11 protein-coding genes are annotated in these 16,782 nt (G+C 43.5%); all 11 read right to left on the reverse strand.

The window, feature by feature from the left end:
- Window positions 1-78: 78 nt before the first annotated feature.
- Window positions 79-1,368, reverse strand: a complete 1,290-nt coding sequence (locus GD631_RS19365; protein ID WP_004314280.1) for an inositol-3-phosphate synthase — start codon at window positions 1,366-1,368, stop codon at window positions 79-81.
- A gap of 108 nt (window positions 1,369-1,476) precedes the next feature.
- A complete protein-coding gene (locus GD631_RS19370; protein WP_143259514.1) occupies window positions 1,477-4,029 on the reverse strand; it encodes a DUF5686 and carboxypeptidase-like regulatory domain-containing protein in 2,553 nt (850 codons plus the stop codon).
- Window positions 4,030-4,126: 97 nt separating this feature from the next.
- Window positions 4,127-5,419 carry a sensor histidine kinase gene (locus GD631_RS19375; RefSeq protein WP_143259513.1) on the reverse strand — a complete coding sequence of 431 codons (1,293 nt, stop codon included), beginning with the start codon at window positions 5,417-5,419 and terminating at the stop codon, window positions 4,127-4,129.
- 27 nt (window positions 5,420-5,446) lie between these two features.
- Window positions 5,447-6,796: a sigma-54-dependent transcriptional regulator gene (locus GD631_RS19380; RefSeq protein WP_143259512.1), complete on the reverse strand. Its 1,350-nt coding sequence runs from the start codon at window positions 6,794-6,796 to the stop codon at window positions 5,447-5,449.
- A gap of 231 nt (window positions 6,797-7,027) precedes the next feature.
- Window positions 7,028-8,506 carry a TolC family protein gene (locus GD631_RS19385; protein ID WP_143259706.1) on the reverse strand — a complete coding sequence of 493 codons (1,479 nt, stop codon included), beginning with the start codon at window positions 8,504-8,506 and terminating at the stop codon, window positions 7,028-7,030.
- Window positions 8,507-8,635: 129 nt separating this feature from the next.
- A complete protein-coding gene (locus GD631_RS19390) occupies window positions 8,636-11,245 on the reverse strand; it encodes a PAS domain-containing sensor histidine kinase (protein ID WP_143259511.1) in 2,610 nt (869 codons plus the stop codon).
- Between the two features lie 84 nt (window positions 11,246-11,329).
- A complete protein-coding gene (locus GD631_RS19395) occupies window positions 11,330-12,583 on the reverse strand; it encodes an ABC transporter permease (RefSeq protein WP_143259510.1) in 1,254 nt (417 codons plus the stop codon).
- A gap of 27 nt (window positions 12,584-12,610) precedes the next feature.
- On the reverse strand, window positions 12,611-13,900 hold the full coding sequence (locus GD631_RS19400; protein ID WP_143259509.1) for an ABC transporter permease: 1,290 nt from the start codon (window positions 13,898-13,900) through the stop codon (window positions 12,611-12,613).
- Window positions 13,901-13,996: 96 nt separating this feature from the next.
- Entirely contained in the window at window positions 13,997-14,623 is a 627-nt protein-coding gene (locus GD631_RS19405) for a GIN domain-containing protein (RefSeq protein ID WP_143259508.1), read from the reverse strand.
- A 67-nt stretch (window positions 14,624-14,690) separates the two neighbouring features.
- Window positions 14,691-15,356: an ABC transporter ATP-binding protein gene (locus tag GD631_RS19410; RefSeq protein ID WP_143259507.1), complete on the reverse strand. Its 666-nt coding sequence runs from the start codon at window positions 15,354-15,356 to the stop codon at window positions 14,691-14,693.
- 17 nt (window positions 15,357-15,373) lie between these two features.
- Window positions 15,374-16,621, reverse strand: a complete 1,248-nt coding sequence (locus GD631_RS19415; protein WP_143259506.1) for an efflux RND transporter periplasmic adaptor subunit — start codon at window positions 16,619-16,621, stop codon at window positions 15,374-15,376.
- Window positions 16,622-16,782: the final 161 nt, after the last annotated feature.

Genomic DNA, 16,782 nt, shown 5'->3' on the forward strand with positions numbered 1-16,782 from the left:
TAAAAGTTGAGGTTGAGCATCCACCAGGCTTTATAGGATGGTAAATCTCAATCTCAACTTAGTATTTGGGGTTACTGATTAAGCTAAGTAATCAGGTTCTTTTTCACCAATCATGTTACGCAATGTCTGTTTTACCATTCTCCATTGTGTAAACAAGTCGTGTTCGGGCTGATGTTCGAAATCGTGCATCGGGCTCTTGCAGAAGAATGACAACCAAGTCTGGATGCCACACATGCCTGCACGCATTGCCAAGTCGCTGAACAACACAAGGTCAAGAGCGATAGGAGCTGCAAGGATAGAGTCGCGGCAAAGGAAGTTCACCTTGATTTCCATCGGGTAGCCCATCCATCCGAAGATGTCGATGTTGTCCCATGCTTCTTTGTTGTCTTTGCGGGGAGGATAGTAGTTGATACGTACTTTATGATAAACATCTCCGTAGAGATCCGGATATTTTTCCGGTTCGAAGATAGTGTCGATTACAGACAGCTTGCTGACTTCTTTTGTCTTGAAGTTGTCCGGATCATCGAGCACTTCACCGTCACGGTTACCGAGGATATTGGTAGAGAACCAACCGTTCACACCCAGCATACGGGTTTTGAACATCGGAGCCAATACGGTTTTCATCAGTGTCTGACCACTCTTGAAGTCTTTACCGGAGATAGGTACATTCTTTTGTTTAGAGAATTCCCACATAGCAGGAGTATCTACACACAAGTTAGGAGCACCCATTACGAACGGAGCACCTTCTGCAATGGCAGCATACGCATAACACATACTCGGAGAAATCACGTCTGTGTTGTTTTCCTTCATTGCTTTCTCTAAAGCAGCGAGTGACATGTGTTCGTCAGACAGCGGAATGTAAATTTCAGTACTTGCAGCCCAAAGCACCACTACGCGTTCGCAGTTGTTAGCAGCCTTGAAGTCGCGGATATCCTGACGAAGTTGTTCCACCATTTCCCAGCGGGTAGCGGCCTTCTTTACGTGTGTACCGTTCAGACGTTTTGCCCAGTTGTGATCGAAAGCAGCCGGCATCGGTTTGATAGCTTCCAACTCTTCTTTCACTCCATTCAGGTCCTTTTCTTTCAAAACCTCGGCATACATAGCTGCCTCGTATGCGTTGTCCGGGAAAATATCCCATCCTCCGAAAACAATGTCTTCCAAATTCGTCAAGGGCACAACGTCCTTGATGAGTTTTTCTTCGTTGTTCTCCATACGCATTGTGGCTAACTGTGTAATAGATCCTATCGGTTTTGCCAGTCCCTTGCGAGAGGCTAGTGTACCTACAATCATTGTGGTAGCTACCGCGCCACCCACTCCAACTACCAGTACGCCAAGACGCCCGGTAGCGGGTTTAATTTCTTGTTTCATTTCTATTCTATTAAAATTAAACTAAAATTGATGCAAAAATAAGATTAATTAATTACTAATACGGTCTTTGTTTGTCATATAAACATTGCAATTAGCAGGATTTAACTTTTAAAAGGTCATGTGGAGACTTATCCTCAAGCCTGATCTGTCAATCCCGGGCGAATCACGATAAGTGAGCCTCCAGATATAGTCTAAACGCAATACCTTGAAAATGTTTTCGATACCGACACCCGCCTCCACGTAAGGCGTTTTCCCCATTGTTTGCGTGTTTTCTATCGGAAAAGCAAACAAACCGTCACTCAAAGCCGGATTGTTTTTATCGCTCAAATGTCCATATAATCCACGGCAGGAAACTATTTCCCTCCATTTTAGTTTTTTCAACAACGGCACTCGGTTGAACAGCCAGCCGTTGAGGAAATAAGTAACATCCCACGAGAAATACTCATCGTTCATAAACTCCATCGCATTCATCAACGAGTAGGATTCCGGTTGGATGGTATAAGAAAGGTTGGCGTTAGGCATGATAAGCAACGGAAAAGGAACTTTATCCCACACTTTACCAGCTTTCAATATAACGTCCGTATAGCCGAACGCGGAAAACCAGAAACGTTTCTGGACACCGGCTTCGGTATGATTGTAAGTGTAATCGCTACCCAACACTCCTTTTCCGGAAATGGTATGCGACAGGGTAAACACCGGCGCATCCAACGATACGGGAAAACGGTTCCATTGGGTCTGGAAGAATTTCTCGTTCGGAGCATAACGCAGTTTCAACTCTGCGGCACTGATAGAGAAATCTTTTACCGGAGTGTAGGCATCTCCTTCTTTCTTTAAAAAAGGAATCAAGTAGGAGGAGTCATCTTTCCGTGTGCGTGCTGTCAACTGGAAAGAAAAACCGGAATAGAACTCATTGGTATAGGTCATCTCCGCCTGCCGGAAATAGCCGATACGGTCGTCTTTCTCGCGTTTCAAAGCCAGAAACACGTTGTCTTTACTTGTATACAGGTAATTTTGTCCGTACTGGTTCACATCTGATTCGTAACGCAATTTCAGTGAATGGATAGGAAATTCGTTGGCGTATTCTTTTTTCTTTTTGAAAGAATATTCCAGTTCCGCCAATCCTTTCACTCTTTCATCTTTAAAACCGTAAGCCACATAACCTTTGCCAAACAGGTGCGGATTGAGCCAGGCGGTAGTCATACCTCCGGCACGGATACGGGGGCCTTCCAATGCGTTACCGCTGATAGTGGCATTCATCGGACCGATATAAAAAAGCGGCGCTTCTTTGGAGGTAGGAATATATCCCGTAAAGAGAATGGAAAGCACTTTCTCTGTCCAGTAGTATACCGGATAACTGCGTAATTGTGTCATCAGGCGGTCTACCGAGTTCTCCTGCCGGGAGATGGCGGCTTCCGGGCGATTCTCAGCCCAGAATGTTTCGGGACGCGACAGGGCTTCCGTCTCTTCAATAATACGTTCGGGTTTGGTGAAGGCTTTGTCGGATTCGGCAGTCGGCGTAAAGGTGTAGTTGCTGTAATCCGCTACCCGGCGGGCAAAAATACCGTCCTGCCCTTCGGTCAGTTTAAACTCAACAGTGATGCTTTCATGATCGAGCAGGCGCGTTCCGTCTTCGGCACGCTTAAATTCCTGCTCGAGCAACATATAGTCCACAAAGTTCAGGTTTATCTTTTGGGGAAAGTTGAATACGGCACGTTTAACAAAGTAAGTAGAGTCGAGCGTCACATACAGGTGTCCGTTGAAACCGAAAGATTCGGAATTGAAAGGTGTGAAAGCGAGGTCTGCACAAGGCTCTCCGGCAATCTGCAACGTGTCCATCAGGTAATATTTATAAAAGCCTGTACCGATACGGGACAAGGGACTGACAAACTTATTTGTAAACAGGGAAATGTTGTTTTCGTAGATATCGACGTCTTTAAAGACTTCATTGATGGCTGCCTGCATCCCTTGTTTAGAGAGAAATTCATCAACACTGGCCTGTTTGCGTCCTTTCACCCATTGCTTCTCAGAATGGGGAGATTTCCGGTAATAGTCTGTGGCAAGCAGTTCACGGGCTGATACCGTCAGAATCGGTTTACCGGTAACGGCAGAAGTATCTACGTATTCGGTCAGGAAATCAAATTTACGATATAGCCATTTTTTCTGTTTCTCTTCATCGAAGTTATTCAACGCAAAGGTGGTCTTTTCATAACGTTCGCGTTGCCAGAAGTCTTTCTCATAGGGAGAGTAGTTGTCACGGCTTTCAATCATACGGCGGACAAATTCTACGGCAGGATTATCTTTCTTCCGATAGTGCTCACGTTTGGGTTTGACCACTACTTCGCCAAGCGCGTATTCGGTAGGCGCAAGTGCTACTTTATAGAATGCATTACGGGCAGGACGAATGGTACGGATATAGTCATCATAACCGATTACAGAGATTACAAGCACTGCTTCCGAGCGATGAGTCTTGAAGTAAAAACGCCCGTCGCTTCCGGTAGTAGTTCCTTCAGTCGTATCTTTTAAGCGTACAGATGCATAAGGCAAAGGTTCTTTGGTCAGAGAATCAGTCACTACCCCTTGTACCACATACTGCGCACTAAGCGGAATACTGATAGCCAATAAAAGAAAGAGCGTCAATGTGCCTTTTTTCATTAATCTCATACCTTAAATCCTATTGAATTGAGCGAGGCAAAGGTATGAGTGATTTTAAGACAAAAAAAGGTCTATTTGATGGAAGAAATGTTCTTATTTGACACAATTAGGGGAAAATAATACGGAATCGGGTCAGTCCGTCGGCATAGGTTCGCAAAGAGAATGTGCATCCATGACGCATCAGCACTTCGCGAATAAAGATGAGTCCGATTCCCTGACCGTTCGGTTTGGTGGAGAAGAAAGGACTGAACAGTTTAGCTTCTGTTTCTTTGCTGATTCCCTGACCGTTATCTATCACTTCAACAGTGGCCGGAGCGAGGGTGCGGACTATTATTTCCCCATCGGTTTCAATGCTTTCCGCAGCATTCTTGATGATATTCACAAGTACTTGTTCAAACAAAGCGGCATCCAGCATCACATCTTTCATGCTTTCGTCTATTTCCATGCGGAGGGTGATGCGACGGTCATTGCACATTCCTTCCATAAACCGCTTGCAGGTGAAAACCAAATCATTCAGGTTGACAGAAGAAAGTGTCGGCTCGGGGATTTTCACCACATCGGCAAAGCGGGTAATGAAACGACTCATCGAGAAACAACGGTCGGTACATACACGCATCACGTCGCAGATGTCTTCCATTCCTTCTTCGCAGGAAAGGGCTTGTTCTACCGTATCCAGTGTGGAAGTAATGCCGGCAGTCGTGTTGTTCACTTCGTGGGCAATCATGCGGATCACTTTCTCATAGGCTTTCTTTTCCGCTTTCATCACTTCGTCGGTGAGGGTTTCTACCAAGTAGAAGGGATGCTGAAATCCACGATCAACAAATGAAGAATGAGTGCACCGGTAGATATTCGAGTCGTTCAGACGGACGGTTACCGTCTCTCCTTTCGGCAGGTCGGCCAATTCCAGTGCTAACGGAGAATCAATCTCTTTCATCTTCTTGCCTTGTACGTCTTCCAAACGGACACCCAGCATCTTCAAAGCCATCGGATTCAATTCTGAAAGGTCTTCATCCAAAGAAGTTATAATCACTCCCATCGGAGAAGCTTTAATCAACAAATCGAGAAAATTATTCTGTTCACGCAGGCGGAGACGTTCATTCTTGAGCTGTTCCATCATGCGGTTGAAGATATTCACCACACGGTCGGCTTCATATTGACCTACAGGGCTAAGACGGCTACTGAAATCCTGTTCACGCAACAGTTCCATACCACTTCCGATTGTATTCAACGGCTTCACGATCTTACGATAGAAAAAGGTCAGATAAATGAGGATGAAAAGTATCAGCCCCTCCCCTATGTAGAAAAAGATTGCATTCAGTTGACTGGAAAGGAACAGCAATACACTACCTAATGCCAGCAGCAAAAAGACCAAGATGTAAAAAAATCCTTTTATACGCACGTTATCTTGTGGTTAACGGTTAATCTGTCACACTGTTATATTATATTTTTCGAGACGGCGGTAGAGTGCTGCACGACTGATACCCAATGCTGTAGCTACCTGACTCAAATTTCCTTTGTAACGTTCCAACGCCTGGAGAATGGTCCGGCGTTCTATTTCATCCAAAGTCATACCGGCCAGAGCCGTGCCTTCAGTTACTCTTGCACCATCGTGGCGAATATACTGCGCATCGAAGTCGGAAGCATCGAGAAGCGGTTTACCACTTACCAAAATGGTACGTTCCACCAAGTTCTTCAATTCACGAATATTCCCCGGATAGGGCAAACGGCTCAAGAATTGCATAGCATCGGCAGAGAATTCCGTACGAGGCAATCCGTTGGTTACCGCCTGACGGTCGGCAAAGTGACGTGCCAGCAAGGGAATATCTTCACGACGTTCGCGCAGGGCAGGTAATTTCACTGTTATCAGATTGATACGATAAAAGAGGTCTTCACGAAAAGTACGTTCGCCCACCATCTTGCGCAAATCGGCATTGGTGGCCGATACTACCCGGATATCCGTCTTTCGCGGACGGCTGTCACCGAGCACTTCAAAGGTCTGATCCTGCAATACACGCAGTAACTTCACTTGGCATGAAAGATCGAGATCTCCTATTTCATCCAGAAAAATCGTCCCTTTGTTTGCCATTTCAAAACGTCCGATACGGTCTGCGGAAGCATCGGTAAAAGCTCCTTTCTTATGCCCGAACATTTCACTTTCGAACAGGCTTTGAGAGATACCTCCAAGATTCACTTTCACAAAGGGGTGTTTGGCACGCTGACTGTTGATATGAATGGCTTCGGCTATCAATTCTTTACCGGTTCCACTTTCTCCTGTAATGAGAACAGAGGCATTAGTCTTTGCTATGCGGGCAATCGTGTTCAACACATCCATCAATCCCTGGCTACGCCCGATGATGTGGCTGCGGTTGAAAGAATCACTCTGTTCCAGTGTTGGTTCCTGTGGAGTGCCCGAAAGTTGGAGTGCCGTTTCGATACGTTGCAACAAGGCGGCATTATTCCAGGGCTTCGTAATGAAATCAAAAGCTCCTGCCTGCATTCCTTGCACGGCAAGCTGGATACTTCCCCAAGCGGTCATCAATATCACTGGTGTTTCAGGACGGAATATTTTTACTTGTTTAAGCAGGGTTAAACCCTCCTCACCCGTTGTAGAAAGAGTGAAGTTCATATCCATCAGGATTAAATCCGGAGCTACGGAACGCACTACTTCTATAGCTTCCCGTGGACCGGGAACGGTCTGTGCTTCATATCCTGCCCGCTTCAACATGAAGCTAAGCGAAGAACGCACTGCGCTATCATCATCAATTATCAGAATCATAGTTCAATTTGAGTTTTGCCCAGTCAATTAACAACTTTTTCTCACACTTCAAAGGTACTAATAAATAGTTAGCTACCAAATGATTGATATATAAATCACGGAATACACGCCTCAATAATACAAGTTACGTAATAAAACTGTTATCTTATTATTGTATTTAAGATTTTCCACAAAATAATACTATTTCCAACAAGTTCCTCCATAAAATTCAAAAGCTTTTCTCTACCCTTTTTATTGCCGGATGATTTCATCAAAATCAGCTTCAAGTTCGGTATTGGTACGAAAATCCCATAGCGTCAGACTGCGAATCTGATAATAGTAATACCAATAATAATAAAGTTCGGAAATATGTTTCTGCCTCGCATCATCTTTAGAGTTCTGCGCATCATTCAAATCCAAGGTATTGATTTTACCTATCAGGAAAGTTTCAATACTTGTTTTATATCGTTGCTGGGCTATCGCATCGGCTTCTTTGGCTATGTCCAATTGTTGTGCCTGATTATTGAAATGCTCCACCAACAGGAAAATATCCTGATTGAAGTTTATCTGTTCCTGACGAATCTTTGAAAGCACTACATCCCGATTACTCTTGGCTACCCGTACTTTCCCACGACGTTTTCCCCAATCGAGAATCGGAATCTTAACGCCTACCTGAACAATCTGATTATCCTGCAAATTCCTGTAAACAGCTGGAAAATTCCGGTTCTCACCCGTATATCCTACGCTTGCAAACAAATCGACACTACGCAAATTTCCGCGTGCGGTAGCTACTTCATAATCGGCTTCCAACTGGCGACGACGGATATTCTGTGCGAATGAATTACGTTCCAATGCTTTATTTAACACCTGATTATACTCCATCTTCGGACCATCCACAGCTTCGGGAAGAACAGGACTAAGAACTTCATCCTCCCCTACTCCCAAAAATGCACGGAGCTGGAACATCTTGGCATTGAGATCACTCTCTGCTTCCGTCAATGCTGCTTTTGCATTTAAGGCGGAAAGTTTCAACTGCAAGAGTTCATTCTCGGAGATCTGTCCCATTTTACGTTTGGCAAGGGCTACTTCATAAAGGTGGTCGGCGTTTGTCTGATTCTGTTTCGCCGTGCCAAGATTTTCTTTTGCCAACAAAAGATTAAAGTAATAGGTGATGGCACGCATCGTCACTTCTTCGGTAGCAGTGATAAAAGCAGCTTTTGCTTCGGCATAACGAACCGGTTCGATACGTCTGTTCCACTTTATATTATTGACTCCAAAGATGGGTTGTGTGAGTTGCAATGTAACAGGAACCGACATAAAATGACGGTCTCCTCCGGCTCCCAATTGCTTGATATAGTCGAGAGAGGAAGTCAGCGAGAGTTTGCCACCGGTAAGCCAGATATTTTGGTCGATGGAAAGATCGCCGGTAAGCCCCAATGTGTTATTACGAACGAAACCATAAGAACCGTCCGAATTTTGATAGGAGCTATATGATTTGTTATAATTAGGCAGGGTTCCGGTCAGATTGACTTCTGGCAGAAGATCGGCACGAAAGGTACGGAATTCCCAATAGGCCGTTTTCAATTCATTCAAGGCAACAGCAGCGTCAACAGATTGAGCACGCGCCATAGCAATAGCTTCATTCAAGGTTATTTTCCTTTCCTTCTGTGCCGACAATACCAACGGCAGGCAAACGGCAACAAGAGCAAACAATATACTTTTCTTTTTCATCATGCACAGTATTTTCCACTATGAGAGAATCAAACGATGTGCCAAAAAAGTAAAGTTTTTATTATCAACAGATTAGAAAATAAGGAAGGTGTTCATTTTCGGACACTATGCCCAAAAGTGAACGTCCGATTATTCGCAGTAGTTAGGAAGGCGCACTGTGAAACGAGTGCCTTTACCTACTTCGGAGGTGACAGAGATGGTGCCATCCAGACGTTCGACGATGGTCTGGCAAATACTTAATCCCAAACCTGCTCCTTGCGTAAAATTATCGACTTTATAGAATCGTTCGAATATATGACGGATACCTTCTTTAGAAATACCGACTCCGGTATCCTCCACAAAGATGCGGGTGTAGTCGGGAACTTCATCATCTTCATAGCCGAAAGTAATGAAACCGCTACTCGTAAATTTAGCAGCGTTATTTATCAGATTATTCACGACTTGCTGCAAACGTACATTATCTGTTGTGAGATATTTCTTATCACTTTCGGGCATACGTAACACCAGCTCTACTCCCGGTGGCATATTCAAACGTTGAGAATCATGGACGGTCTTTAATAACAGCGGCAGGTTATGCTCGGCGAACATAAATTCCATGGTTCCCGATTCGATACGTGACAAATCAAGAATATCATTAATCAAAGCCAACAACAGGCCGCAATTCTTATTAATGGTTCCGATAAACTGGGCAATCTCTTCTCCTGTAAAACCACTCGTATCGCTTAGCAAATCGGAGAAACCTACAATTGCATTCAGCGGAGTCCGAATCTCGTGACTCATGTTGGCAAGGAACGCCGATTTCAGTTTGTCAGCCTGGAGGGCTTTATCACGAGCCTCTCTCATCTCCTGCTCGGCAGTCTTATATCGCTGAATACTCTGACAAACACCTAATATATTGTACAATGAATCTTGTGTCAACCCCGTGATTACGGAAGAACGGTATTCCCACCATTCATACTCTCCGTTGACATTTCGCTGACGGAAGTTCAGACGGGTATTGGAATCTTCCCCTGTCAATGCTCTATCAAACAACGGACTTATTTCTTTCAGATCTTCAGGATGGATAGTGCGATCCATTTCATCACGGGGGATGGTAGTAACCGATTCATCGTATCCAAGCCGTTTCAAGAAACCTTGCGGGAAAATGAAACAGTTCGTTTCCATATCAAACTGCCACGGATATATGGAGCTTTCGTCCACTGCCATATCAAAGAAACGTTTCTGCATTTCTTCATCCGAAATATTCCGCGCAGAAAGTGCCATGCCGGTAATCACATCCTTTGAACGGATCGGAACAATTTCCCCCGACACCGGGAAGTACTTATCACTATGCACTTCTTTCATGAAAGCTCCCTGAGGTATCTTCACACTTTCTCCTTTTGAAGCTACCTGCTTCAGCATTCTATGAAGAATGTCCCGACCGTTATAATATATCTTGAAGATACTGCCTGCCATCATTCCTTCATAAAAACGCCCACCTGACTCATACGGCAAGTGAAGCATTTGTAATAAGGAACGGTTTGTGAAATGAATATGCAAATCAGTATCATACGTTATCACACCATCACGGATAGAATGAAATACATTATCGAACTCATTACGCTGTTCCACCAGTTTGTTCTGTACCAGCAAGCGGGTCTGTGCCTGAATCCGTCGTTTGGATTCACGCCGGTTGGCACGCATCAGCCACACGATAGAGGCTATCAACAATGCGAGGATAGACGGATAAAGAAGTATAAAAAGGTATTTATATTTCTCCCAATATGGTTCATTGACTATGGTTCCGCTAGAGGATACTTTATCAGGATCGACATGGAAAAAATCTAATTGCTTGTAATCATAGATGAATCCCTGTGTAATTTCCGTCACTCCTATGTCCTTGGGAGATGTACCTTTCAAAATCAAAGCTGCTCTTTGAGCTGCCAATAATGCTGATGTATAGCTGTCGGCATCATAAGCACCAAACACGCCATTAGTCAGTCCCACATTCTGAGTTGAAAATACGGGCGCTTTTGAGTTTTTACCTACGAATGAAAGGAAAGGCGACCATTTAGGAGCAACGACCAAACGCTCGTAGCTGTTACGAGGGTAACAAATTGCGGCAATGATATGACTAGTCGTATGATTTTGGGTATTATAGATTTTCATCCTATAATCCGGGTTGTCTTTCTGAAAGATTTTCCACTCCTCCTCAAAATCTTCAAGCCCTTTGTTGCTTAAAAAGCTGTTATCTATCACACAAACAACTTCTTTCCGCCGGGGAAATATCTTTTGTGCCTGACGTAATATAACATCGAAATCCGGATTGGCAGTGAATCCGCAAACATTGGGATGAGTGTTAATCAATTTCGTGTCGGGATACTTAATACCGAAAAACACTACCGGAATCTGTAAAGGCAATGAATCCCCACATGCAAAAAGGGTATAAAAAGCTTCATCACTCGCTGTTACAATCAAATCTGTCTGCCTGTCGCGGGCACGCTGACAAAAACGACGCATGATTACTTTCTCGGAATTGAATGTCCAAAAATCTGCATCAAGATATTCCGTTGTTATGTTCACCTTCAGGCCACTCTCTTTAAATCCTTTTGCCAAGCCCTGATTAAGATCACTATGCCAAGGGGTCTGCGAGGTGTAAGACTGTATAAAAAGGATATTGAATGTACGTTCCGCTGCCACCGCCTGAGTAAGAACAGCAAAAAACAGAACTATAAACATACAATAGTAGCGTCGATTCATATAATTAAAACCTGCGGTGTTTTCAATATTATGCCGACAAAGATACGTTAAATCTATTGAAAACAAATAGATAGCCTAAGTTTTTTATTCTTCGCGTAACGCTTCGGCAGGCTGTATGCGGATTGCCTGACGAGCAGGAAACCAAATACCAATGAGAATCATCAAAGCCATCAGGAAGTAGGTTATAATAAACGTGATTAGAAAACGCACTACTCCCCACTCTATAACCCCTCCAGTCAATTCCAGATAGCCTATATTATAACATATGGCGGCGGCAGGCAAAGCGGCCAGAGTCAATAATAGTAGTCCTTCTTTATTCAAACGCTGCCAAAGCTGCATCCGACTGGACCCGACTGCTATACGAAGCGCAGACTCGGCACGACGGTGTTGCGTACGAAACCAGAATGTGCCGACAATACCCAGCAGGATATTGAGTAATAAGAAGCCCATCATCCAGAAACGTACCTGTACCTGGTTATAGCTCTCTTGCTGGAAGTCATTTCGTATATCTTCATAATCATGCACTTTCAGGATGAATAAGTTACCGACACTCAACTGGTTGGCGGACAATTTCATCAAATATTCCGCAAAGTCTTGGGAGGTCCCTGGTTTCACGCGCAGACATACTTCTATATTTGAAGGATAAAATTCTCCTTCCAGTTTCGCCATTTCCTTTTCCGTAAAAGCAATAGCCACATATCGATCACTATAATTAGCCCAGAAGTCATTATAACGTACCTTCGTTGACAAAGCTCCTATTTTATATACTTCCGTAGAATCATCCACTTCAACTACTTCCTTACCCAACAGCATGCGGTCTCCTTTATATTTTTTGGGCCAGAAATTTTCACCGACTACCACATTGCCATTTTCTAAAGCCTGCACCAATGGCTGATAACCGCGTCCATCGGTACTTTGATAACGAAATACCTGAAAAAAACCGGGAGTCATCACCCGCTGCAACGGGTTACTAACCAATGTATCAAGACGCAGCATTATGCCGGAATTATTTCCAATATAGGGACGCGAATTGCTGGATACAGAAACAGCTTCCACTTCCGGCAACCTCCGGAGACGATTGGCCAACTCGATGATATCTTGTCCTAAAGTTGTACTCTTTTGCTCTTTCGAAAGATAGGAATCACTCTTGTCGTTTTTCAGACTTAGCTCTAAATAATACGTATCGGTAATATCAAATCCTACTGGCTCGTAATAAGTACGCGCCGTCACATACGTCCAGTCGACCACATACCACAGGACAACAAAAACAATTAATAGTTCTGACCATAACCATCCGTTTGACCGGCGTTCATTCCATATTTGTTTTAATAGTTGCATTTTCTTTAGAATTAATGAGTTGAAGAATTATCTTTCGTTGATGGCATCCACAATATTGGTGCGAGTTACTTTCCATGCCGGAATGGCGGCACTTAGCAAATTGAGCAAGAAGCAAGCCAGAAATGCCAATAGGAACATGACAGGGTCAAACAGTAAGTCGACACACATGGTCCGCAAATCTTCCACCCCATTGGATACAAAGTCTATGGAGAAAAGCATTCCTCCCAAAAGGAAGGCGGCAACATAACTTAATACCAGTCCGAGAATTCCCCCGAACAGGGAATAAAGCATATTTTCGGACAATACCTGCATCATAAGCTCCCGTCTGGGTGCACCAAAGGCTTTTCTCACTCCTATTTCAGAAATACGCTTACGCATACGTGACAAAGTGAGTCCGGACAAGTTGACGGCAGGGACAATCAACAAGACAAGTAATGTCAGTATGTATTGCCGTACTGCTTCTTTCACAGCCGGAGGATTGTTGGCGGAATAGCGTTGCGCGGCTACGAAATAAGTATCAGGCTGTCCACGATAGAGTAAATCGAAATTGGGATGCCCTGCCATAAAGATAGCCCGCAAGCGGTCTGCTTCCTGATGAATAGCCGGAAAATCGTCTTTTGATTTAGCCAGAATGTAAACGGCAGTCATGCCCATGATATCGTCATTGCCCCAAGTTTCTGTAAAGGCATTTGTTGAACTCAAAGGAATCCAGGCTTGCGCATAAGCGTACTTCGCCAGTTTAGAGACCGGACGTACCACTCCGCAAACAATATAGGCAGAATGATTCAGAAGGAATGTTTTTCCAACCACTTCTGATGTCCCGAACAGGTGGCGAGCCATATCTTCGGAAATCACAGCTTTTGCTGCTCCGGCATCAAAATCGGCATTATCGTATGGTTTGCCGGATAGAAACTCAAATTCAAATATTTTCCAGAAGGCATCGTCTGTTTGCAACACACTACAACTTTTCATCTCACCTGCCGGTTTAGCGGCCAGCATTGTTTCCCGTAAAATGTTAGTAATGGAAACAACTTCGGGAGTTGTCATTGCTTTGAAACAAGCCTTTGCCGTATTGTATCCGATAGGGCCATTGCTTTGCCTATTCACATTGGACTTACTTTGAAGTCCGGCAAACCGGAAAATGAGCATCCGGTCACGATGGGTTTCCGGCGCAAAGGGAGTAATAGTCGCACGTAAAGTAATCACGATCACCATTATCATAGCAATAGCCAAAGCTGTACCAATAATGGAAATAGAAGAAAGCAGTTTATTTTCTCCCAACAGATGGAATGCTTGTTTAAAATAGAGTTTTATCATTATCGTTACCAGTATAGAGTTCAGTATATTTCTTACCCGTCTTTTTTATTCTTTTTCGATTAGGTTCCACAGGAGTTCGTCAAAGAACGTTCCACATTAGAAATTCCAGCCCTTCTTTGTTATATCCTTACATTTCAGGTTTTTGTGATTGATTTTACCAACACCATCCTTTTTAAAGAAAGCAGTATCAGCCTTACCCGATAAAGTGATATTTCCTACTCCATCCACTTTAGCCTTGATAATACCACAGTCAACATTCATTTTCATATTGCCTACTCCATCGACATCGAGTTTCAGTTCATCGCAATGAAGATTTTTCACGTTGCAATTTCCCACTCCGTCAAGTTTGAAAGCTATATTTTTAAGATTCAATTTTTCCTTTGCATCAAAGTTCCCTACCCCGTCGATTTTCACTTTACTCAAATCGGGAGCAGTTATGTAAAAAATCAGATTCTTGACATTCTTTGCATTCTTCTCTTTATAATCGATAACCAGTGTACCGTTCTTCACCGTTACCCGGGTTTTCTCTACAAATTCGGAAGGTCCTTCCAAACGGCAGGTACATTCTGCCGATTGAGCGAAAATAATATTTCCGACAGATTGCAGGTTGATGGCAGAAAAGTCGCCTACATTATAATCTTTACTCACATTTTGTGCTGATAGCGAACAAAAAGCAGCACTTAACAGGATAGCTATCGCAACGATGAAAATATTCTTTGTCATGGTGGTTTTTAATTTAGAGATATATCAATTTGTTTTTCTATTTAGTTTCATGTATAAAACGCAGGTTCTACTGCACTTGTCGTCCGTCAAAAAAACGAATGGTACGCGAAGTCTGCTTCGCCTGTTCTTCATTATGGGTGACCATGACGATGGTGCGTCCATCTTCTTTATTCAACCGGTGAAGCAGCTCCATCACTTCGGCTCCCATCTTTGAATCCAAGTTACCTGTCGGCTCATCGGCAAGGATTATTTCGGGATTACCGATAATAGCACGGGCAATAGCCACACGTTGGCACTGACCACCGGAAAGTTGTGTAGGAAAATGTCTCATACGATGACTTAACCCTACTTTTTCCAATACCTCTTGTGCCAACCGCTTTCGCTCACTACTGCCAACACGACGATAAAGTAAAGGCAGCTCCACATTATCCATAACATTTAACGAATTAATCAAATGGAAAGACTGAAACACAAAACCAAGCGTTTTATTACGAAAAACGGCCAATTCTTTGTCTTTCATCCCTTCGGTACGTATCCCATTGATTTCTACCATTCCCATAGTAGGTGTGTCAAGTAATCCCATTATATTCAACAACGTAGATTTTCCACACCCGGAAGGTCCCATTATACTTAAGAATTCCCCACGTTCTACCGTCAGATTCACATTTTCCAACGCTACCGTTTCAATCTCATCAGTACGGTAGATTTTGGAAAGAGAGTTCAATGTTATCATAACTTCTAGTATTTAATTTATTTGATCTTCAACTTATTCTTGTTCTTATATGCACTCATATCGCTTACCACTACCCTGTCACCCGGTTGCAATCCACTCAAAACTTCTACATATTCAAAGTTTGAATCACCCAACTGTATTTTACGTTTGGCCAGTTCATCGTCAGAGTTGCAGACAAACAGTTCGTATTCACCACGTCCAACATAGAATGAGCCATTGGCAACACGCATCACATCCTCCTTTACAGCATTCATCACATAAACATCTGTCTTCAATCCGGAGCGCAGACGACGGTGATTATCTTCCTTCAACTGAACCGTGAATGATATGACGCCATTCTTGGATAACGGTGTTACACTACTGACCGTTCCTTCCAGTTTATCGCTTCCTATCTTAACAATTGCTTTTCCTCCGGCTGCCACACGGTCGCCATACGTATCAGCAATCTCGCCTTCTACCTTAAAATGACTTAAATCGGAAATGATAGCGACTTGCCCGCCTTCAGAAATCTGCGCACCAATCTGGTTATTAATATAGGTAAGAATAGCTCTGCGCGGAGAACGGATTTGCGCATCATCCAAAGTACGTTTCTTTTCGGAGAGACTCTTGCGGAAGATATTAAAATCAAGTTCCTGCACTTTCAGTTCGGCAGCAGCCACCTCCTTCTCATTTTTATATTGCTGCTGGAGTTGTTCGTACTCTAACTGGGCAACATTATAGCTCAATTCAGCCTGGCGCACTTTATCCGTTGTTCCCGCACCGAGACTGTCCAGATAGTGTTCATTTCTCAACTCAACCTTCATCCGGCTTAATTTCATAGCCGAAACTTTGATCTGCATCGCCATATCGGAAAGCTTCGTCTGATTATTGACACGAAGCTGATCGAGCTTATACCGACGCATCTGCTCTTCGTCCAGCAACTTTTTATATTCGGTTTCCGTACTCTGAAGGTCGAGTTTCAGAATCGGAGTACCTACATCTACGCTATCTCCTCCTTTTTTATAGACTTCAAGAATACGACTGTTGATTGGAGAATTGATTATTTCTTCAAATGCAGGAACCACCTTGCCGGAAGCACTGACACTTACCTCAATAACTCCTTTATCGACTGTGGAAAAGACAAGATCTTTTGCCTCCACTCCTGCCCTTAGTACAGATATAAGTACACCAATGACAATAATACTTGCCGCTCCAATGGATGAATAACGAATGATCTTCTTATTACGCTCTTTCTGACGTACTTCTTTAGGAATTTCTCTGTCCATATCTGATCGTTTACGATTTTATCATGTATCAATTTAGCATTTCATATACCAAATCTATGCCAAAACCGTAAGTGATTGATAAATAGAATATAACAAAAAACAAAGGGTGTCCGATATCGGACACCCTGTACGAATTTACCGTTCAGAATATGAATCTATCC

The organism is Bacteroides luhongzhouii (assembly GCF_009193295.2).
Lineage (GTDB): Bacteria > Bacteroidota > Bacteroidia > Bacteroidales > Bacteroidaceae > Bacteroides > Bacteroides luhongzhouii.